Raw genomic sequence first — 21,119 nt, forward strand, 5'->3', positions numbered from 1 at the left:
ACCTGTCGAAACGTGATCGGTAGGCCCGGCAGGGAGCCGCGCCCGGATGGGTCGACAGAGTAGCAGATTACGACCTTTGGCTCAATTTCGGCCCGGTGCTGGCCATCCATGGCCAGCCCGTTCGGAGCAGTGCTCCTCACCCCTGGCAAAAGCCCCCTCCAGGCCTGCCTCCGGCGCTGCTCACCATAGCGAGTGCTGCTTCGAGCTTCGAGCTTCGAGCAGGATGAGAACTCCGCCCTGCCCGAGGCCCGAAGCCCGCCGCTCGTGGCTTACACCCCCAGATAGTCGAGGATGCCCTCGCCGGCCTGACGCCCCTCGTAGATGGCGGTGACCACCAGGTCGGAGCCGCGCACCATGTCGCCGCCAGCGAAGATCTTGCGGTTGGTGGTCTGGAAGGGGTAGGCGCCCTTCTCCGGCGCCAGCACGCGACCGCGCTCGTCCATCTCGATGCCCACCGTCTCGAACCACGGCGAGGGACTCGGCTGGAAACCGAAGGCCACGACCACGGCATCAGCGGGTATGACCTCCTCGGAGCCCGGTACCACCTCGGGACGCTGGCGACCGTTCTCGTCGGGTTCGCCGAGGCGCGTGCGCACAACCTTGACCCCCTCGACTTTCTCCTCGCCGATCACCGCCACCGGCTGGCGGTTGAACAGGAACTCCACACCCTCCTCGCGGGCGTTGGCCACCTCGCGCTTGGAGCCCGGCATGTTCTCCTCGTCACGACGATAGGCACAGGTCACGGCGGCCGCCCCCTGACGAATGGCGGTGCGGTTGCAGTCCATGGCGGTGTCGCCGCCGCCCAGCACCACTACTTGCTGGCCTTCCAGCGAGACATAGTCGGCCGGGTTCTTCTCGAAGCCCAGGCAGTGATTGACGTTAGCGATCAGGTAGTCGAGGGCCTTGTGCACACCGGGCAGGTCCTCGCCGGGAAAACCGCCCTCCATGTATTTGTAAGTGCCCATGCCCAGGAACACGGCATCGAACTCCTCGAGCAGGGCATCGAAGGCGACATCCTTGCCCACCTCGGTCTCGAGACGGAACTCCATGCCCATCTCCTCGAAAACCGCGCGGCGACGTTCCATCACCGTCTTGTCGAGCTTGAACTCGGGGATGCCGAAGGTGAGCAGGCCGCCGATCTCCGGGTACTTGTCGAACACCACCGGGCGGACGCCGTTGCGCACCAGGATGTCGGCACAGCCGATCCCCGCCGGCCCGGCACCGATGACCGCCACCTTCTTGTCGGTCCAGGTCACCTGGGACATGTCCGGGCGCCACCCCATGGCGAAGGCGGTATCGGTGATGTACTTCTCCACCGAGCCGATGGTCACCGCACCGAAGCCGTCGTTGAGGGTGCAGGCCCCCTCGCAGAGCCGATCCTGCGGACACACCCGACCGCACACCTCGGGCAGCGAATTGGTGCGGTGGCACATCTCCACGGCCTCGAGGATGTTGCCCTCGTTGACCAGTTGCAGCCAGTTAGGGATGTAGTTGTGCACCGGGCACTTCCACTCGCAGTAAGGGTTGCCGCAGTGCAGGCAGCGATGCGCCTGGCTGGCCGCCTCCTGGGGCTTGTACGGCTCATAGATCTCGGCGAACTCCCGGGCACGCGTTCGGGCGTCCTTTTTCTGCGGATCCTGGCGACCCACGTCGATGAACTGGAAGTCGTTGTTCAAACGGTTGGCCATGCTGTCTCTCCTGAAATTCCGGCTGACTCAGGGCGCCGGTCTCGCTCGCGGCGACCGACGCCGCCTCACTCACTCCGGCTGGCGTCGGGATTGCGCCAACAGGCTGTTGAGGCTTGCCGCCTTGGGCTTCACCAACCAGAAATGGCGAACGAAGTCGCTGAAGTCCTCGAGAATGGCCCTGCCGCGGGGCGAGTCGGTCTCGGCGACGAACTCCTCGATGACCTCCCTCAGGTGGCGCCTGTAGGCCTCCATGGCCTCGGTATTGATGCGGTGGATCTCCACCAGCTCATGGTTGTAGCGGTCGACGAAGGAGCGGTCTTCGTCGAGCACGTAGGCAAAACCGCCGGTCATGCCGGCACCGAAATTGACGCCGGTCTCACCGAGTACGGCGATCAGACCGCCGGTCATGTATTCGCAGCAGTGATCGCCGGCACCCTCGATGACCGCATGGGCGCCGGAATTGCGCACCCCGAAGCGCTCACCGGCGGTGCCGGCGGCGAACAGCTTCCCGCCGGTGGCACCATACAGGCAGGTGTTGCCGACGATCGCCGTCTTGTGGGTCTCGAAGCGGCTCCCCGTCGGCGGCACGATGACCACCTTGCCACCGTTCATGCCCTTGCCCACGTAATCGTTGGCATCGCCCTCCAGATAGAGGTGCAGACCCCGGGCGTTGAACACGCCGAAACTCTGGCCGGCCACGCCGGTGAAGCGCGCGATGATCGGTGCCTCCTCCAGGCCCGCCTCGCCATAGCGCTTGGCGATGGCGCCGGACGTCAGCGCCCCCACCGAGCGGTCGCAGTTGGTGATGGCGAAGGTGAACTCGCCGCCGCTCTTGGCTTCGATGGCCGCCTCGAGCGCCTCGAGCACTTCCTGGTTCTTGGCACCCGGGTCGTGAGGCACGTTGCGGCTCACCTGACAGAACTGCGGCGCGTCCGCCGATGCGTAGTCGTTGACCAGCAGGTCGGTCAGATCGAGCTTGCGCTGTGAAGCCGTCTCGCCCTCCAGCACCTCGAGGAGGTCGGTACGGCCGATCAGGTCGGTGAGCTTGCGCACCCCGAGCAGGGCCATCATCTCGCGCACCTCCTCGGCGATGAAGCGGAAGTAATGCTTGACCATGTCCACGGTGCCGCGGAAGTGCTCGTCGCGCAGGTACTGATGCTGAGTCGCCACGCCGGTGGCGCAGTTGTTGAGGTGGCAGATGCGCAGGTACTTGCAGCCCAGCGCCACCATGGGCGCGGTGCCGAAGCCGAAGCTCTCGGCGCCGAGGATCGCCGCCTTGACCACGTCGAGGCCGGTCTTCAGCCCACCGTCGGTCTGCAGGCGGATCTTGTCACGCAGGCCGTTGATGCGCAGCGCCTGGTGCACCTCGGGCAGGCCCAGTTCCCAGGGGCTGCCGGCATGCTTGATCGAGGTGAGCGGGCTCGCCGCGGTGCCGCCGTCGTAGCCGGAGACTGTGATCAGGTCGGCGTAGGCCTTGGCCACCCCGGTGGCGATGGTGCCGATGCCCGGCTCGGAGACCAGCTTGACCGATACCTGGGCATCCGGATTGACCTGTTTCAGGTCGAAAATCAGCTGCGCCAGATCCTCGATGGAGTAGATGTCGTGGTGCGGCGGCGGCGAGATCAGCGTCACCCCGGGCACCGAGTAACGCAGCCGGGCAATCAGCTCGTTGACCTTGCCGCCGGGCAATTGGCCGCCTTCGCCGGGCTTGGCGCCCTGGGCGACCTTGATCTGCAGTACCTCGGCGTTGACCAGGTAGGCCGGGGTGACGCCGAAGCGCCCCGAGGCGATCTGCTTGATCTTGGAGGAGCGGATGGTGCCGTAGCGCGCCGGATCCTCGCCACCCTCGCCGGAGTTGGAGCGCCCCCCGGCCTCGTTCATGGCCTGGGCCAGCGCCTCGTGGGCCTCCGGAGACAGCGCACCCAGCGACATGCCCGCACTGTCGAAGCGCGGAATGAGAGCGTCCACCGACTCCACTTCTTCCAGGGACAGCGGCGTTGCGGAGGCCTTCAGCTTCAGCAGGTCGCGCAGCGTGGCCACCGGCCGCTCGTTGACGAGCTGGGCGAACTTCTTCCACTTCGCGTAGTCGCCTTCCTGCACCGCCTCCTGCAGCGCCTTGACCACATCAGGGTTGTAAGCGTGGTACTCGTGGTCGTGGACGTACTTGAACAGCCCCCCCTGAGCGATGGGCTTGCGCGGTATCCAGGCATCGCGGGCCAGCAGCTCCTGCTGCAGTTGCAGCTCACTGAAGCCGGTCCCCTGGATGCGTGAAGCCATGCCGGTGAAGCATAGGTCCATCACCTCCCTGTCGACCCCCACCGCCTCGAAGAGCTGCGAGCCGCGATACGAGGCAAGCGTGGAAATGCCCATCTTGGAGAGGATCTTGTAGAGCCCCTTCTGCAGCCCCTTGCGATAGTTCTCGCGGGTATCCGCCGGATTGCCGGTGAGCTCGCCGGTACGGTGCATGTCGGCCATCACCTGATAGGCGAGCCAGGGGAATATCGCCGTGGCGCCTACGCCGAACAGCACCGCCATCTGGTGGGCATCGCGGGCATAGCCGGTCTCCACCACGATGTTGGCCCGCGGGCGCAGCGCCAGCTTGCCCAGGTGCTGGTGCACGGCCCCTACCGCCAAGGCCGCCTGAATGGGCAGTTCACCCTTGGCCAGCTTGGCGTCGGAGAGCACCAGAATCACCTTGCCTTCGTGCACCGCCGCCTCGGCCTGGCGGCACAGCTCGAGCACGGCGGCCTTGAGCCCCATTCGCTCGGGGTCGTAGCCCAGCGTGAGGGTATGACTGGCGAAGGCGGGATCGTCCTGTTCCAGCAGGGCCGAGAATTTTCGCGGCGACAGGATGGGGGTGGTCAGAATGATGCGGTGGGCATGCTCCGGGGTCGCCTTGAAGACGTTGAGCTCGGCACCGATGCAGGTCTCCAGCGACATCACGATCGCCTCACGCAGCGGGTCGATGGCCGGGTTGGTGACCTGGGCGAACTTCTGGCGGAAGTAGTCGGAAAGCAGGCGCGGCTTGCCGGAGAGCACCGCCACCGGCGTATCGTCGCCCATGGAGCCCACCGCCTCCTGGCCGCTTTCACCCAGCGGCCGCAGCACCTGATCGCGCTCTTCGAAGCTCACCTGGAACATCTTCTGCCAGGTCTTGACCGCCTCCGCATCCATGTTCTGGAAGCTGGCCAGCTCGGTGAGCGCCGACTCCAGGTAGTGCGCCTCCTGCTTGAGCCAGCGCTTGTAGGGATAGGCGGACTTGAGGCGACTGTCGATGTCGTCGGTATGCAGCACCTCGCCGGTATGGGTGTCCACCGCCAGCACCTGCCCCGGACCGACACGCCCCTTGGCCACCACGTCTTCGGGGGCATAGTCGTAGGTGCCGATCTCGGAAGCCAGCGTGATGTAGCCGTTCTTGGTGATCACCCAGCGCGCCGGACGCAGGCCGTTGCGGTCGAGCATGCACAGCGCCTGGCGGCCATCGGTCATCACCACGCCGGCCGGGCCATCCCACGGCTCCATATGCATGGAGTTGTACTCGTAGAAGGCACGCAGCTCGGCATCCATGGTCTCGACGTTCTGCCACGCCGGCGGCACCATCATGCGCACCGCACGATGCAGCTCCATGCCACCCATCAGCAGCACCTCGAGCATGTTGTCCATACTCGATGAGTCGGAGCCTACGGTGTTGACGATCTCGTCGAGCTCGGCGATGTCGGGCAGCCGCTCGGTGACGAAGTTCTCCTTGCGGGAATTGGCCCAGCCGCGATTGGCCTGGATGGTATTGATCTCGCCGTTGTGAGCCAGCAGACGAAACGGCTGAGCCAGCGGCCAGCGCGGTGCGGTATTGGTGGAGAAACGCTGATGAAAGACGCAGATCGCCGTCTCCAGGCGCTCGTCCCCCAGGTCGTGATAGAAGGTCGGCAGGTCGACCGGCATCATCAACCCCTTGTAGGAGAGGACCTGGGAGGAGAGCGAACAGACGTAGAAGTCCTCCTCGTCACGCAGCATCTGCTCGGCACGCCGCCGCGCCATGAACAGGTCGACATCGAAGCGCTCGGGGTCACTCTGCTTGCCCGGCTCGACGAACAGGTGGCGGATGCGCGGCAGACACTCGAGCGCCATGGGGCCACAGCAGCTGGAATCGACGGGCACCTCGCGCCAGCCACGGATCACCAGGCCACAGGCGCGCAGCTCACCCTCGAGAATGCCGCGTGCCCGCGCCTCGCGGGCGTCGTCGTCGGGCAGAAACACCGAACCCACCGCGAACCGCTCGCCGAGCGGCACGTCCAGTGCCTCGGCGGCGACGTCACGCATGAACGCCTCGGGCATCTTGAGCAACAGCCCGCAGCCATCGCCGGTCTTGCCATCGGCAGCGATACCGCCACGGTGGGTCATGCAGGTCAACGACTCGATGGCAGTGCGCAGCAAGTCGTGGCTGGCCTGCCCCTCCATATGGGCGATCAGGCCGAACCCGCAGTTATCGCGGTACTCGCCGGGATGATGTAGGCCTCGGTTCATGGGGCGTGCCTCTCGCTAGAAACGATTGACTGATCAGCAAAGACATTATATTGTTTTCGGTTGGCTTTTTTACGGCTTAGGCAAAAAAGCCCTCTCTGCTGTGATGGACAAAGGATGGCAAGCATAGCCAGAGCCATGGCCGCCACGCAATCGGCTGCCGCCCAAACACCGCCAAAAACCTTGCCAAATCCATCACTTGCCATCCAAGCTCGGGCAAAAAACACCACCACGTCAAGAACTTGCGGGCCTCATCAACGGAAGGCAAACGAAAGCCAATCGACCATTAGACTTTGGTCTAATTCGCGCATCTATCCCCATACCGATCTGGCATGAGGCATGCGGATTGGTGCGTGGAGGCGTGTCGTAAACGGCGATGCCCGCGAGTCGCGGGCATCGATGAAGCGAACCGATCGAACGATCAGGCCTGGCGGGGAAAGTCGCCTAGCAGAGCCTCGAGGGTCTGCGTTGGAGTGGCGTCGTGGACGCAGGCGTCGCCCAGGGCACGCAACAGCACCAGGCGCAGCCGACTGTCGACGTTCTTCTTGTCCAGGCGCATGCGCGCCAGGAAGTCATCGGCCGTCATGTCGGCCGGTGCGGCGAGCGGCAGGCCGGCCGCGGCGATGACCTCGCGGACTCGCGCGACATCGCCGGCCGGCAACCAGCCAAGGCGGGCGGAAAGCTCGGCGGCCATCAGCATGCCGGCGCCCACGGCTTCGCCGTGCAACCACGCTCCATAGCCCTGGTGAGCCTCGATGGCGTGTCCGAAGGTGTGGCCGAGATTGAGCAGCGCACGCACGCCCTGCTCGGTCTCGTCGGCGGCGACGATCTCGGCCTTGAGCGCACAGCTACGCTCGATGGCCTGCGCCAGTCTCGAGGCGTCGAGGGCACGCAGCGACGGCATGGCGTTTTCCAGCCAGGCAAGAAAGTCGACATCGCGAATCAGGCCGTACTTGATCACCTCGGCGAGGCCGGCCGACAGCTCGCGCTCAGGCAGGGTGGCCAGCGTATCGGTGTCGATCAGCACCGCCCGCGGCTGCCAGAAAGCGCCGATCATGTTCTTGCCCAGCGGGTGGTTGACGCCGGTCTTGCCCCCCACCGAGGAGTCCACCTGGGCCAACAGCGTGGTCGGCACCTGGATGAAGGCGACGCCGCGCTGGTAGCACGCCGCGGCGAAGCCGACCATGTCGCCGATCACTCCACCGCCCAGGGCGATCAAGGTGCAGCGACGATTGAAACCGGCTTCCAGCAGGGCGTCCCAGATGCGCGAGACGTGCGCGAGGTTCTTGGTGGCCTCGCCATCGGGCAGCACCAGCTCACGCACCTCCAGCCCCTCCGGCAGCGCAGCGCGACAGCGCTCAAGATACAGCGGCGCCACGCTGGCATTGGTGACGATCATCACCTGGCGCCCGGCGAGATGAGGAGCGAGCCACTGCGGATCGCCAAGCACACCGGGGCCGACGTGAATGGGATAACTGCGGTTGCCCAGTGCCACCTGCAGGCGGCAGGGCGATTCGGAAGCGAAAGCGGCGGACATGATTTTCAGGCCTTGGCTTGGAGGGGGTCGACCAGGCGCTGTACGCGGCGCACGATCTCGCCCACCACGCCGCGCGGACTGCGCCGATCGGTGCGCACCACGATATCGGCGGTGGCACGGTATAGAGGGTCACGCAGCTTGAACATCTCGCGCAGCGCAGCTTCGCGATCGGGCCGCTGCAGCAGGGGCCGATTGCGATCCTTGGCGACGCGCCTGAGTTGCTGCTCCACGGTGGTGAAGAGATAGATGACCGTACCACGCTCGCGCAGCCGGCGACGGTTCTCCTCGCGCAGAACGGCGCCGCCGCCGGTGGCGATCACCACCTCATCGAGGGCGGTGAGCTCCTCGATCATCTGCGCTTCGCGCTGGCGAAACCCGGCCTCGCCCTCGACGTCGAAGATCCACGGGATATCGGCCCCGCAACGAGCCTGAATCTCGTGGTCGCTGTCGTAGAACTCACGTGACAGCTCGGCCGCCAGGAGGCGGCCGATGGTGCTCTTGCCGGCCCCCATGGGGCCAACGAGGATCAGATTGGGTAATGCCTGCATCAGCGAATGGCCAGGTTATCGTCCAGTATGCGGGGCGTGATGAACACCAGCAGCTCGACTTTCTGGTTGTTCTGCTCATTGTACTGAAAGAGCTTTCCCAGCACCGGCAGATCGCCCAGAAACGGCGTCTTGGCCAGGCGGCGGAGCTCTTCCGTGGTGAGGATACCACCCAGCACCACGGTTTCACCATTGTCCACCAGCACCTGGGTCTCGATCTGGTTGGTGTCGATGGCCGGCACTCCGCCGAACGCCTCTTCGGCCACGGTATCGTTGTTGATCAGCAGATCCATGATGATGCGGTCGTCCGGGGTGATCTGCGGAGTCACTTCCAGCGACAGCACCGCTTCCTTGAACTCCACGTTGGTCGCGCCGCTGGAGGTGGACTCCTGGTAAGGGATCTCCTGACCCTGCTTGATCACCGCCTTGCGCTGGTTGGCGGTGATCACCCGTGGCTGAGAGATGGTCTGGCTCTTGTTCTCGCTCTCCAGGGCACGCAGCTCCAGATCGAGCAGGATATCGCCGGAGAGATAGCCAAAGGAGAGGCTGGTCATCGGGTTGGCCCCACCCAGATCGACGGCCAGGCCGCCGCGCTCGAACTGGCTGCCCGCGGGATCATCGAAACCGCCGGCAAACTGACCGCGGGATTCGCGCTGACCGCTGAAGTCGTCGCCGTAGGTAGCGACCGGAGTGCCGGTCGACGCCCCGCCCAAGTTGAAACGGCTGCCCTCGCCGGAGGCCCCCCAGTTGACGCCCAGTTCCTTGGTGACGCCGTCGCGGGCAATGACGATGCGCGCCTCGATCTGCACCTGGCGTACGGCGATGTCCAGTTCGTCGAGGGTGGCGAGGATCTCCTGCACCTGATCGGCGGTATCCTGGATCAACAGCGTATTGGTGCGCTGATCCACGGCCACCCGACCACGCTCGCTGAGCAGGCCGAACCCCTCCTCGCCGCGCAGCAGGCGGGCCAGCTCCTCGGCACGGGCGTAACGTACCTGGACGTACTCCGTGGTCAGCGGCGCCAGGGTCTCCATCTCGGTGCGCGCCTCAAGTTCCTGACGTTCGATATTGGCGAGATCCGAGGCCGGTGCCACGACAATGACATTGCCCTCCTGGCGACTGGCAAGACCATGACTCTTGAGCACCAGATCGAGTGCCTGATCCCAGGGCACGTCTTCCAGGTTGAGCGTGACACGTCCCTGAACGCTATCGCTGGCCACCAGGTTGAGCCCGGTGAAATCGGCGATGATCGCCAGCACCGAGCGCACCTCGATATCCTGGAAATTGAGAGTGATGCGCTCACCGGTATAGGGGAACTGCTCGCGCACGCGCTCTTCGCGTTCCCGCTGAGTGACCGGCTGCGCCTCGATGGTCAACTGTCGACCGCTTTGCGTGGAAACCATCGCATAGTCGCCGCCACCCCGGATGTCGAGGGTGACGCCGTCGCTACTGCGGCGCGGCGTGACACGGGTCAGCGGCGTGTCGAAATCGCTGACGTCGAGCACCTGGTTATGCGCCTCAGGCAGTTCGACGCCACGCAGCTCGGCGATGATACGGTTACCGCTCTCTTCTCGCACCCGGGCGTCGACCCCGGCCCGATCGAAAACCACGACCAGCCGTCCGGCCCCCTCGTCGCCGCGGCGAAAATCGATGGCCTCGATGGACGGACTCGCTCCCGATGGGGACGGGCTACCGGCGGGCTCGGCGTCGGAGGGGGCGCCGTTGGCCCGCGCCGACGCGGCATCGCCACCGATGGAGAGGCGCAGACGATCGCCCAATGCCTGAGTACGGTAAGGCAAGGCATCGTCCAGCTCGAACACCAGCCGCGTTCGACTCCCCGCCTCCAGGGCGGTGACCTGCGCCACACCACCGAGGCCCAGATCGAAACGGCGCTGATCGAGACGATTGCCGGTGGCCATGAGGTCGATGGTCAGGCGCGGCGGCTCGTCGAGGCGGTAGCCGCGCACTTCCGGCACCCCATCGTCGAAGTGCAGATCGACCTGCAGCTCACCCCCCTGTCCTTGACGAAAGTCAAGGTCGGTCAGCGTAGTGGCCGTGGCGCTGGCGGCAACCAGTAGCAGGCAGAGCCCCACCAGTGCACGCATCATTGCAATCATTTCTTCACCCTCCGGCCGGACACCGGCCAACGTCGTCTGGTCGCCACAGTGCTGCCGTCATGTATCGTCATCCAGCGTGAGTCGGGTGGTGCGCTCCACCCAGCCACCACCGCCGGTCGGCACCAGCTCCACCAGCTGCACCGATGAGTGAGTGATGGCGACGATGCGTCCATGGTTGCTGCCCAGGTAGTTCCCTTCGCGCAACCGGTGGACCTGACCGTCCGGCGTTCGCACCAGCGCCGAACGCTCGCCCCCTACCGTCAACACGCCCACCAGTGCCAGCTCCTCCAGCGCAAAGCCTTCCAGCGGTTCTTTGCGTCGCTCCGGGTCCGGCGCCAGCAGACCTTCGCCCGACGCTTCAGGGTCGGTTTCCGGCCGATGCGGCCGGAAGGGGCTGCGACTATCCGCCTCCCGATAGGGCGTGGCCTGGTAGGTAGGAACCTCGGGCATCTCGAAAGCGGGCGTCGGCCCCGGGTCGTCGCGAATCGCCGCCAGTTCGCGATCCAGTGCTGCCAACTGCGGATCGGCACAGCCGGCGACCAGCCCTACCGTAACGGTCATGAGGATACCCTGCAGCCATCTCATGGCGCGCCCTCCCCTTGGGTCTGGTCGGGGGTCCGGTAGCTGTAGGTGCGTGCCAGCATGGATAGCGTCAGCGTATCGTCCTCTTCGGCCGGGTCCAGCGAAAAGTCATGCTGGGTGACGATCCGCGGCAGAGCCGCAATATCGGCCAGAAAGGCAGCCAGGCGGTGGTAGTCGCCCTCAACCTGAATATCGAAGGGCCGTTCGATGTAGAAATCGCGCGTCTCGGGGCTGCGCAGCCGGATGACATCGATCGACAACCGGTGATCGAGGGCGATCTCGCTGATGCTGTCCAGCAGCGAAGGTATTTCGGCACCGGTGGGCAGCATGGCCATCAGCGCCTCCATGCGCGCTTCGAGCACGGCCATCTCTTCCAGCATGGTGGGCAGGCGCGAGGCCTGAGCCGCCTTGAGTCGGTAATCGCGCAGCAGCGTGCGCTCCTCGGCTCGTGCCTCGCTCAGCGCCTCGATCTGGGGGCGCGCCAGATACCAGTGCATGGCGGCGAGCGTCAGGCCGAACACCAACCCGCAGCAGATCAGCTGTAGCGACCAGGGCCAGCTTCCCGACTCCTTGATATCCAGCTCCCGCCAGTCGAGCTCGCGCAGACGACGCCACTCTCCCCGCAAGCTCATGGCTCACCTCCGGCTTCGTCGGATGCCACATCGACCGACTGCTGAGTGACGCTGAGCGCAAAGCGCCGCTGGGCGCCGTTCGCCGACTCCACTTCGGAGAGCACGGGTTCGGCCAGCGAGGGCGCAGCCGCCAGCGCACGCAGCTGATCGGATACCTGAGAGTCGGACTCGGCCAGGCCGGTGAGACGCAGTCGTTCGCCCTGCCGAGCCAGAGAGGTGTAATGCACGCCCTCCACCAGGCTGCGGGTCAGGTCGCGGAACACGGCCACCGTCTGCGAGCGCCCCTGCTGCAGTTCGCCGAACACGTCGAGCTGGCCGGCCATGCGCTCGCGAACCGCCTCGTACTCGGTGATCGAACGGATGTCCTGATCGAGCGCGGCTATCGCATCGCGCAAATGGGCATTGCGCTGTTGCTGTGCGCTGAGCTCCGCTTGATAGAAGTGCGTGACACCCAGCCCTCCTCCGGCACCCAGCCCCACCATCAGAACCAGGGCCAGATAGAAGCGGCGGCTACGGCGCGCACGCTGCTTCTCGCGCCACGGGAGCAGGTTGATCTCGATGCTCATGCGCGAGACCTCATCGCCAGTCCGCAAGCCGTGAGCATTGCCGGGGCGTCGCCGGCCAGCGTCTGGACATCGATACGCGGATTGATGCGCATGCGCAGGAACGGATTGGCGATGGAGACCTCCATGCCGCTGTCCTGGGCAAGGCGCTCGGCGAGCCCCGGGATCACGCTGGAGCCCCCGGCCAGCACCATGCGCTGCACTTCATGCTTGCGCCCGGCGGTGTAGTAGAGCTGCAGGGAACGCCCCACCTGCTGCACCAGCGTATCCAGGAAAGGCTCGAGCACACTGGCCTGATAATCTTCCGGTAACCCGCCCCGCTTCTTGGCCAGCCCCGCCTCTTCGAGGCTCAACCCGTAGCGATTGCGGATCTCGTCGGTGAGCTGGCGCCCTCCGAACACGGTATCCCGGCTGTAGGTGATGCGCCCATTGCGCACCACGTGGAAGGCGTTCATGGTGGCCCCGATATCGACCAGCGCCACGCACTCTTCGCTGCCAGTCGAAGAGGGCAACTGGGCGCGAACTTCCTCGAAGGCGCGCTCCATGGCGAAGGTTTCGACATCGACCGCCGCCGGAGCCAGCCCCGCCTGGAGGAGCGCATCGGTCAGTTGCCGCACGTCCTGCTCGCGGCAGGCGACCAGCAGCACGTCCTGCTGGTCGCCGTAGCGGGCGTTAAGGCCGAGTCGCTGAAAATCGAAGGCGACTTCGCTGAACGGAAAGGGAATGTGCTTGTCCGACTCCAGTTGAATGCGTGCGGAGATCTCGTCGTCATTCAGCGAGGCTGGCAAGGTCAGGGTCTTGGTGATGGCGGCACTGGCCGGCACCGCTACCGACGCATTGCGAGAAGCAGGCCGAGCGCTCTCCACTGCACGACGCAGGGCGTCGGCCACCTCTCCCATGTCGCGGATGCGCCGCTCGACCACGGCGCCTTCGCGCAGGGGACGCACTGCGTAGCTATCGATCTGGAAGGTGCCGCCGACACGGCGCAACTCGATCAGCTTGACGGTGGCCGACGTGATGTCGACACCGATCAATCCCTTGCCGGAGGCCCTGAATCGCATCTAGTCATGCCCCTGCCCAATCATGATGCGGTCATCCGCGCGTCGTGGTTCGGTCGGCCCAGCGTAACGTACCAGGCAATTCGTACCCTGCCCTGCAACGAGGAGGTTACCTGATATTCCCCCACGAAGGGACATCGACATCGCAATGTCCCGTCAACGCTGGTGACGAGCGGCTCGGCTTCCTATAATGGCTGGCGCCAGTGACGGCACCCCATCGCACCCGCCTTACCTACGGATTTCACCACGGATATCGTATTTTCATGAAGTGGATCAAAACCCTGACCTTTTCCGTCATCTGGCTGCTGGTGTCGCTACTCTCGGCCTCGCTGCTGGGCGTGGCCGGTGCGGCTCTCTACTTCTCTCCGGGGCTGCCCGACGTGCGCCAGCTCGAGGACTTCGAACTGCACACCCCGCTGCGCATTTTCACCCGCGACGGCAAATTGATCGGCGAATACGGTGACGAGCGCCGCATGCCGGTGGAGTTCGACGACATCCCGACGGATTTCATCCAGGCGCTGCTGGCCGCCGAAGACGACGCCTATTTCGATCATCGCGGCGTCGACCCCAAAGGACTGGCTCGGGCCGCCCTGGAGCTGGCCGCCAGCGGTGACATCCAATCGGGCGGCTCCACCATCACCATGCAGGTGGCCCGCAACTACCTGCTCAGTCTGGACCGCACCTTCACCCGTAAGATCCGTGAGATTCTGCTGGCGCTGCAGATGGAGCAGATCCTCTCCAAGGAGGCTATCTTCGAGCTCTACGTCAACAAGATATTCCTGGGCCACCGCGCCTATGGCATCGCCGCCGCCGCCGAGGTCTACTACGACAAACCCCTGGCCGAGCTGACGCTGGCACAGAAAGCAATGATCGCCGGATTGCCCAAGGCGCCATCGTCGTTCAACCCGCTGGCCAATCCCGAGCGTGCGCTGATCCGCCGCAACTGGATCCTCTACCGCATGCGCGAACTCGGCCACATCGATCCCGCCACCTACGAAGACAGCGTCCAGGAGCCGATCACCGCCCGCCGCCATCGCGCACAAGCCGAGGTGGAAGCCGACTACGTGGCGGAAATGGCCCGGCAGTACGCCATCGAACGCTTCGGCGACAGCGCCTATACCGGCAGCTACCGCATTCACACCACCATCGACAGCGAATTGCAGCCCCTGGCTCGCCAGTCGCTGGCCCGCGGCCTGATCGACTACGACACTCGCCACGGCTGGCGTGGGCCCGAAGAGCGCGACATCCCCTCCGGCCTGGTCGAGGCCCAGGCGCGTACCGAACGACAAGGGCTGGAGGAAGAGCTCGACGAATCGCCGGAAATCATGGAGACCGCCCAGCAGGCAGCCGAGCGCAGCCAGACCGAGGTCGAAGGGGTCGACGGCGACGTCAGTAACTGGCTCGGCGTGCTCGAACGCACCACCAGTTATGGCCCGCTCAAGCCCGCCATCGTGGCGGAGAGCGAAGGGCGCGAAATGCGCGTCATGACTCGCGGCGGCGAGTTGGTCACCCTCGACTGGGAGGGGTTGAGCTGGGCTCGAGCCTACCGCAGTCCGCGCTCGCGCGGCGCCGAGCCCAGCTCGGCCGCCGAGATCGCCGAGCGAGGCGATCTGGTGCGCATTCTCGAAGACGCAGAGGGCAACTGGCGCCTCTCGCAGCACCCCGGTGCCGAAGGCTCGCTGGTGGTACTGGAACCCGACACCGGCGCCATCCTCGCCCTGCAGGGCGGCTTCAGTTTCTCGGCAAGCAAGTTCAACCGCGCCGTACAGGCCGAACGCCAGTCCGGCTCGATCTTCAAGCCCTTCATTTACCTAGCGGCGTTGGACAGCGGCCTGATGACCGCCTCGAGCGTGGTCAACGATGCCCCGGTCGTGGTCGAGGACGGCAGCAACGAGCTGTGGCGCCCGGTCAACTCCAGCGGCGACTTCCTCGGCCCCACCCGGTTGCGCGAGGCGCTGGCTCGCTCGCGCAACCTGGTCACCATCCGCATTCTGCAGACGCTGGGCCTGGACACCACCATCGAGTACCTTCAGGGCTTCGGGTTTGCCTCGAGCCGGCTGCCGAGCGGCCTGTCGCTGGCACTGGGCAGCGCCAGCCTGACTCCGCTGGAAATGACCAACGCCTATGCCGTGCTGGCCAACGGAGGCTTCCAGGTCTCGCCCTGGTTCATCGAGCGCATCACCCGCGGCAGCGACGGCGAGGTGATCGAGGAAGCAAGCCCCGCCATCGCCTGCCACGACTGCGAAGACGGTCAGGAAGCAATCGAGCGTGACGGCAAGCGCTACCCGGTGGCACCGCGCGTCGCCGACCCGACGGCGGTCTACATCCTGCGCGACATGATGCGCGACGTCATCGAGAACGGCACCGGACGCGCCGCCCTGTCCCTCGATCGCCAGGATATCGTCGGCAAGACCGGCACCACCAACGATCAGCGCGACGCCTGGTTCGCCGGATTCAACAGCGACCTGGTGGCCACCGTGTGGGTGGGCAAGGACGACAACGACAGCATTGCCGAGTACGGTGCCAACGCCGCCCTGCCGGTATGGATCGATTTCATGGAAGATGCCTTGGCGGATCGCCCCGAAGCCATGCCCGAGCCGCCTGAGGAGCTGGTGCGCGCCCGTGTCGACCCCGATACCGGGCGCCTGCTGGCCGACGAGCAACCCGGCGGCATCAGCGAGATATTCCACCCCGATCACCTGCCGGATCGACAGCCGCGGCGCATCGAACAGGAAGTCGAGCAACGCAGCGGCTCCGAAGGCAGCGGCAGTTATGAAGCCATCTTCTAGACGAGCGGGCGACCGCCATGTCGCCCGACCCACACTATCCGCTCGCCGCCGCTCGCGCGGCGGCGACGCCAGCCCCAGGCAGACGAAGAGACCGACATGTGCGACTCCACGACGCGCCGGCTACGGCACCAGTGGTTGGCGCTCCCGCTAGCTGGCTTGCTGACGATCGCCGGCGGTGCGGCTGCCAGTCCCTTCTATGCACCGCCGGCCCCCGACGAGGACGCCGACGCCTTCAGTGGCGAGGCCGAGCTCGGCTACACTCATCTCTCCGGCAACACCGACAGTCGGACGCTGATCGGCAAGGGTCGCCTGACCTGGCTGACCGGCAACTGGATGCACACACTGCGCGGCGAAGTGCGCAACGTCGCACGCGACGGCGAGACCAGCGCCGAGCAGTACTTGGTTTCCATGCGCGAGCGCTACGACTTCCAGGGTCCCCATTATCTGTTCGGCTTCGCCCGCTGGGAGAAGGATCGCTTCAGCGGCTACGACCAGCAGTTCACCGCCATCGCCGGCTACGGCCGCCACCTTCTCGACGGCGAACGCCACCGGCTCTCCCTGGAGGCCGGCCCCGGCTTTCGCGACGACAATATCAGCGATGCAGGAGACGAGACCCTTGCGGTCGCCTACAGTGCTCTGGACTACCGCTGGGCGTTCTCCGATACGGCCAGTCTCGACCAGGAGGTCTCGATCGAGGCAACCGACGACAACACGACGTCGCGTTCGCTCAGCGCCATCACTGCCCGGCTCAACTCGCGGCTGGCACTGAAGCTATCCCATGAGATCAAGCACAACTCGCAGCCACCGGAGAGCGCCGACGCCCGCACCGACCACACCACCAGCGCTTCGTTGCTCTACAGCTGGTAAGCGCCGCTTCATGACGAGCCGCCGCCGGCCCGAGGGTCGGCGGCGGCATATCCTCAGCGAGTCTGCAACGGGACGCTATCCATTACCGTAGACGTCATCTACCGATGTCAGCGGATAGTGCGCGGGATAGGGGCGCCGCGCCACACCGGAATCCACCGCTGCCTGGGCCACCGCCGCGGCGACCCGCTCGAGCAGCCGCACATCCACCGGAGTGGGGATGATGTAATCGCGACCAAAGACCAGGCTCTGCGTCTCATAGGCCTCCAGCACCGCCTGGGGCACCGGTTCGCGGGCCAGGTCCTTGAGCGCATGCACGGCAGCCACCTTCATTTCCTCGTTGATGCGCGTGGCGCGCACGTCGAGCGCCCCGCGGAAGATGAAAGGAAAGCCCAGCACGTTGTTGACCTGGTTGGGATAGTCGGAGCGGCCGGTGGCCATGATCACGTCCGGGCGCGCCTCGCGAGCCACCTCGGGGTCGATCTCCGGATCCGGGTTGGTACAGGCGAAGACCACCGGATCGTCGGCCATCTTGCGCAGGTGATCGGCGCTCATCAGATTGGGCCCGGAAAGTCCGATGAAGACGTCAGCTCCCTCGATGGCGTCGTCCAGCGTGCGCTTGTCGGTGTCGATGGCGAACATCGCCTTGTAGGGATTGAGACCCTCGCGACCGGAGTGGATCACCCCGCGGCGATCCAGCATGACCAGATTCTCAGGGCGTGCGCCGCACGAAACCAGCAGCTTCATGCAGGCAATCGCCGCCGCCCCGGCGCCGAGACATACGATCTTCGCCTCTTCCAGGCGCTTGCCGGCAATCTCCAAAGCGTTGAGCATGCCCGCCGCGGTGACGATGGCGGTACCATGCTGATCATCGTGGAAAACCGGGATGCTGCACTGCTCGATGAGCGTCTGCTCGATCTCGAAGCACTCCGGCGCCTTGATGTCCTCTAGATTGATGCCGCCCCAGGTATCGGCGATGCGCGCCACGGTGTCGATGAACGCCTGGGGGCTCTCGGCATTGACTTCGACGTCCACCGAGTTGATACCGGCGAAACGCTTGAACAGCACGCCCTTGCCTTCCATGACCGGCTTGCTGGCCAGCGGCCCCAGGTTGCCTAGCCCCAGGATAGCGCTGCCATCGGAGATCACCGCCACCAGGTTGCCTTTGCCGGTATAGCGGTAGGCATTCTCCGGGTCGCGGGCGATCTCGCGTACCGGCTCGGCCACGCCCGGGCTATAGGCCAGGGAAAGGTCGCGCGCGGAGGCCGTGGGCTTGGTCAGCTCCACCGAGAGCTTCCCGGGGATGGGCTTGGCGTGATAATCCAGCGCAGCCTGCTTCTTGGCGTCTGTCATGCTGTGATCCGGTATCCGTGTCATAACGTGAAACGAGCGGGCAATCTAGCGTATAGAAAAACTTTCCACATCTCAACGCACCCCACGATTCCGCCGTTCGGCGTCATTCCATGATGATCGGTGCCAATTACCGTAATTTAGCACCTCTGGGAATTGCCGCTTCGACGAGGGCCCCAGTAGCAGAAAACCCGCCTGATGGCGGGTTTTCCGGAATGACGCTGAGCGGGTGTCGCCAATGGCGCGGCATTCAGCCGCGCTTGAGGGCGGCACCGAAACGCTTGTTGAAGCGCTCGACGCGACCGCCCGTGGTCGCCTGCTTCTGCTTGCCGGTATAGAACGGATGGCACTGGGAGCAGACGTCCAGCGCCAGGTCGTGGCCGGCCGTGGAGCCGACGTCGAAGGTCGCACCGCACGAACAGGTTGCGGTGACCGTCTTGTAATCCGGGTGGATACCTTGTTTCATCTTGAGCCTCTTGAGCGGTATGCCGCCACCTGATCATTGCCAGGCACCGCATACGGGTTAATCAGTCGTGGTAACCGTCACTAGCTAACCGATAGCCGCCGCAACGCCCCTGCGCCACGGCGGCGGAGCATTCTAGCAGACCCCGGGCCGGAGGCCAATTGCACGACTCCCCGACTCCAGGCGCTCACCGCGTGCTGCGCGTGGCCGTTCCCACGCCGCTGCGCCGACTGTTCGACTATCGCGCCGACGTGCCCCCGTCCAGCGGATGGCAGCCGGGCCTGCGCGTGCGCGTCCCCTTCGGCCGACGCCAGGTCGTCGGCGTGGTGGTCGAGTGCCGCGACACGGGCGAGCTGCCCCTCGGCGAGCTCAAGCCGGTGGCGGAGTGCCTCGACGAGGCGCCGCTACCGGCGGACTGGCTATGGCTGTGTCGCTTCACCGCTCGCTACTATCAGCACCCGCTCGGCGATACCCTGCACCAGGCATTGCCGGTGCTGCTGCGTCAGGGACGGCCGCTAGCCGGTCGCATGCGCGAGCAGTGGCTGCTGACCGACAGTGGCCGTGCCGTGGACGCCGAGCGACTCAAACGCGCTCCCCGCCAGGCCGAACTGCTGACGATGCTCGCCCAGCACCCCCACGGTCTCGCCACGCCGGCGGTTCTGGCCCAGGGCTTCACCCGCGAACAGCTCAAGGCGCTCGACGCCAAGGGGCTGGTGACACGCCGCGAGACCCCGCGCACGGCGGCTGCCGACCCTGCCACCGCCCGCCTGCTGGGCGAGCCGGCCCTGCCGCTCAATCGCGAACAGGCCACGGCGCTGGCCACGCTCCACGAGCGCCTCGACGCCTTCCACCCCTGCCTGCTGCACGGGGTCACCGGCAGCGGCAAGACCGAGGTCTACCTGCAGTTGATCGAGGCCGTGGTGGCGCGTGGCCGTCAGGCGCTGGTGCTGGTACCGGAGATCGGCTTGACCCCCCAGACCTTATCGCGTTTCCGCCACCGCTTTCGCGTCCCCGTCGTCGCCCTGCACTCCGCACTCACCGACCACGAACGCCTCGACGCCTGGGAGGCTGCCGCCAGCGGCCGCGCGCCCATCATCATCGGCACCCGCTCGGCGATCTTCACTCCACTGGCTCGGCCCGGAGCGATCATCGTCGACGAGGAGCACGACGGTTCCTTCAAGCAGCAGGAAGGGCTCCGCTACCACGCCCGCGACCTGGCCGTGGCGCGCGCCCAGCGACACGCCATCCCGTTGCTGCTGGGTAGCGCCACGCCGTCGCTGGAGAGCCTGCACCACGCGCAACGCGGCGACTACCGCCACCTGCGCCTGACGCGCCGCGCCACCCGCCACGCCCCGGCACGCCTGGAGCTCGTCGACATGCGCGGCCGCCCACGCCAGGGCGGGCTCGTCCCCCCCGTACTCACGGCGATTGGCGAGACTCTGGCCGCCGGTCATCAGGTGCTGGTGTTCATCAACCGCCGCGGCTTCGCTCCGACGCTGGCCTGCCACGCCTGCGGCTGGCTCGCCGAATGCGACCATTGCGATGCACGACTGACGCTGCACCGCCAGCCGCCCCTGCTGGCCTGCCACCACTGCGACAGCCGCCGAGCGCTGCCCGACGCCTGCCCGGCCTGCGGTAGCGCCGATCTGCGCCCACTGGGCAGTGGCACCGAACGCACCGAGGAGACGCTTGCCGCGCAGTTCCCGCAAGTGCCCGTACACCGCATCGACCGCGACAGCACGCGGCGTCGCGATGCCCTGGAACGGATGCTCGCCGAGGTGCGGCGTGGCGAACCCTGTCTCCTGGTGGGCACCCAGATGCTCGCCAAGGGCCACCATCTGCCCCATGTGACGCTAGTGGTCGTGGTCAACGCCGACGCCGGTCTCTACGCCAGCGACTTTCGTGCTCTGGAGCACAGTGCCCAGCTGCTCGAGCAGGTCGCCGGCCGCGCCGGCCGTGCCAGCCATCCGGGGCGGGTTCTGGTGCAAACCTTGCACAGCGACGACGCCCACCTGCGCTTGCTCACGGATGCCGGCTACGACGCCCTGGCCGCCCAGCTCCTCGAGGAGCGCCGCACCGCCGGCCTGCCACCGTTTCGCTTCATCGCCCTGCTGCGCCTGGAGAGCCCCAAGGAGCCGGCCGTCACCGAACTCGGTCGCCACGCCGGCGAGTCGCTGCGCGCCTGGCTGGCCGAACGCGAGTTGGCCGTCGACTGCCTGGGGCCGGTGCCGGCTCCCATGGAGCGACGCCAGGGGCGCTACCACCTGCAGCTGATGCTCGGCGCCGACAAGCGCAGCCGACTGCATGAGGCCGGCGCCTGGCTCGTTGCCTGGCTCGAGGCGACGCCCGAGGCCCGCCGGGTACGCTGGTCGCTGGATATCGATCCGCAGACGCTTGCCTAGCCACGAGCCAC

General features: G+C 66.0%; 14 protein-coding genes. 3 read left to right on the forward strand and 11 right to left on the reverse strand.

The window, feature by feature from the left end; translation table 11 throughout:
- Positions 1-269: 269 nt before the first annotated feature.
- From GFD32_RS17255 to pilM, 9 genes are all read right to left on the reverse strand, one after another.
- Complete coding sequence (locus GFD32_RS17255) at positions 270-1,688, reverse strand: FAD-dependent oxidoreductase (protein ID WP_163577821.1); 1,419 nt, start codon at positions 1,686-1,688, stop codon at positions 270-272.
- Positions 1,689-1,757: 69 nt separating this feature from the next.
- Positions 1,758-6,209, reverse strand: a complete 4,452-nt coding sequence (gene gltB, locus GFD32_RS17260) for a glutamate synthase large subunit (RefSeq protein WP_163577822.1) — start codon at positions 6,207-6,209, stop codon at positions 1,758-1,760.
- 418 nt (positions 6,210-6,627) lie between these two features.
- On the reverse strand, positions 6,628-7,743 hold the full coding sequence (gene aroB, locus GFD32_RS17265) for a 3-dehydroquinate synthase (RefSeq protein WP_163577823.1): 1,116 nt from the start codon (positions 7,741-7,743) through the stop codon (positions 6,628-6,630).
- 5 nt (positions 7,744-7,748) lie between these two features.
- The gene (gene aroK, locus GFD32_RS17270; protein WP_163577824.1) at positions 7,749-8,291 is read right to left on the reverse strand and encodes a shikimate kinase AroK; all 543 of its coding nucleotides are present in this window, start codon (positions 8,289-8,291) and stop codon (positions 7,749-7,751) included.
- On the reverse strand, positions 8,291-10,405 hold the full coding sequence (pilQ, locus tag GFD32_RS17275) for a type IV pilus secretin PilQ family protein (protein WP_163577825.1): 2,115 nt from the start codon (positions 10,403-10,405) through the stop codon (positions 8,291-8,293). Before pilQ ends, aroK begins: the two co-directional genes overlap by 1 nt.
- Before the next feature lie 57 nt (positions 10,406-10,462).
- A complete protein-coding gene (locus GFD32_RS17280; protein ID WP_240455698.1) occupies positions 10,463-10,990 on the reverse strand; it encodes a pilus assembly protein PilP in 528 nt (175 codons plus the stop codon).
- Positions 10,987-11,619 (reverse strand): type IV pilus inner membrane component PilO, encoded by a 633-nt coding sequence (locus GFD32_RS17285; RefSeq protein WP_163577826.1) that lies wholly within the window; start codon positions 11,617-11,619, stop codon positions 10,987-10,989. The genes GFD32_RS17280 and GFD32_RS17285 overlap by 4 nt, the downstream gene beginning before the upstream one ends.
- Entirely contained in the window at positions 11,616-12,185 is a 570-nt protein-coding gene (locus GFD32_RS17290; protein ID WP_163577827.1) for a PilN domain-containing protein, read from the reverse strand. The genes GFD32_RS17285 and GFD32_RS17290 overlap by 4 nt, the downstream gene beginning before the upstream one ends.
- Positions 12,182-13,243 carry a type IV pilus assembly protein PilM gene (gene pilM / locus GFD32_RS17295; protein WP_163577828.1) on the reverse strand — a complete coding sequence of 354 codons (1,062 nt, stop codon included), beginning with the start codon at positions 13,241-13,243 and terminating at the stop codon, positions 12,182-12,184. Before pilM ends, GFD32_RS17290 begins: the two co-directional genes overlap by 4 nt.
- 260 nt (positions 13,244-13,503) lie before the next feature.
- Between pilM and GFD32_RS17300 the strand changes: the two genes are divergently transcribed.
- Together GFD32_RS17300 and GFD32_RS17305 are read left to right on the forward strand one after the other, a co-directional pair.
- Complete coding sequence (locus GFD32_RS17300) at positions 13,504-16,029, forward strand: penicillin-binding protein 1A (protein ID WP_163577829.1); 2,526 nt, start codon at positions 13,504-13,506, stop codon at positions 16,027-16,029.
- Positions 16,030-16,125: 96 nt separating this feature from the next.
- Entirely contained in the window at positions 16,126-16,896 is a 771-nt protein-coding gene (locus GFD32_RS17305) for a DUF481 domain-containing protein (protein ID WP_163577830.1), read from the forward strand.
- Between the two features lie 75 nt (positions 16,897-16,971).
- Here the strand turns inward: GFD32_RS17305 and GFD32_RS17310 are convergent, their stop codons facing one another.
- The gene (locus tag GFD32_RS17310) at positions 16,972-18,246 is read right to left on the reverse strand and encodes a malic enzyme-like NAD(P)-binding protein (protein ID WP_163577831.1); all 1,275 of its coding nucleotides are present in this window, start codon (positions 18,244-18,246) and stop codon (positions 16,972-16,974) included.
- A gap of 247 nt (positions 18,247-18,493) precedes the next feature.
- Positions 18,494-18,709, reverse strand: coding sequence for a 50S ribosomal protein L31 (rpmE, locus tag GFD32_RS17315; RefSeq protein ID WP_163577832.1), 216 nt, complete (start codon positions 18,707-18,709; stop codon positions 18,494-18,496).
- 158 nt (positions 18,710-18,867) lie between these two features.
- Here rpmE and GFD32_RS17320 point away from each other — a divergent pair, with 158 nt between their 5' ends.
- Positions 18,868-21,108 carry a primosomal protein N' gene (locus GFD32_RS17320; RefSeq protein WP_163577833.1) on the forward strand — a complete coding sequence of 747 codons (2,241 nt, stop codon included), beginning with the start codon at positions 18,868-18,870 and terminating at the stop codon, positions 21,106-21,108.
- Positions 21,109-21,119: the final 11 nt, after the last annotated feature.

This window comes from Halomonas faecis (assembly GCF_010993975.1).
Lineage (GTDB): Bacteria > Pseudomonadota > Gammaproteobacteria > Pseudomonadales > Halomonadaceae > Halomonas > Halomonas faecis.

Excerpts from the sequence above, each read along its gene's own strand:
- GFD32_RS17255 (WP_163577821.1), bottom strand. The coding sequence starts at position 1,688 with ATGGCCAACCGTTTGAACAACGACTTCCAGTTCATCGACGTGGGTCGC.
- gltB (WP_163577822.1), bottom strand. The coding sequence starts at position 6,209 with ATGAACCGAGGCCTACATCATCCCGGCGAGTACCGCGATAACTGCGGG.
- aroB (WP_163577823.1), bottom strand. The coding sequence starts at position 7,743 with ATGTCCGCCGCTTTCGCTTCCGAATCGCCCTGCCGCCTGCAGGTGGCA.
- aroK (WP_163577824.1), bottom strand. The coding sequence starts at position 8,291 with ATGCAGGCATTACCCAATCTGATCCTCGTTGGCCCCATGGGGGCCGGC.
- pilQ (WP_163577825.1), bottom strand. The coding sequence starts at position 10,405 with ATGATTGCAATGATGCGTGCACTGGTGGGGCTCTGCCTGCTACTGGTT.
- GFD32_RS17280 (WP_240455698.1), bottom strand. The coding sequence starts at position 10,990 with ATGAGATGGCTGCAGGGTATCCTCATGACCGTTACGGTAGGGCTGGTC.
- GFD32_RS17285 (WP_163577826.1), bottom strand. The coding sequence starts at position 11,619 with ATGAGCTTGCGGGGAGAGTGGCGTCGTCTGCGCGAGCTCGACTGGCGG.
- GFD32_RS17290 (WP_163577827.1), bottom strand. The coding sequence starts at position 12,185 with ATGAGCATCGAGATCAACCTGCTCCCGTGGCGCGAGAAGCAGCGTGCG.
- pilM (WP_163577828.1), bottom strand. The coding sequence starts at position 13,243 with ATGCGATTCAGGGCCTCCGGCAAGGGATTGATCGGTGTCGACATCACG.
- GFD32_RS17300 (WP_163577829.1), top strand. The coding sequence starts at position 13,504 with ATGAAGTGGATCAAAACCCTGACCTTTTCCGTCATCTGGCTGCTGGTG.
- GFD32_RS17305 (WP_163577830.1), top strand. The coding sequence starts at position 16,126 with ATGTGCGACTCCACGACGCGCCGGCTACGGCACCAGTGGTTGGCGCTC.
- GFD32_RS17310 (WP_163577831.1), bottom strand. The coding sequence starts at position 18,246 with ATGACAGACGCCAAGAAGCAGGCTGCGCTGGATTATCACGCCAAGCCC.
- rpmE (WP_163577832.1), bottom strand. The coding sequence starts at position 18,709 with ATGAAACAAGGTATCCACCCGGATTACAAGACGGTCACCGCAACCTGT.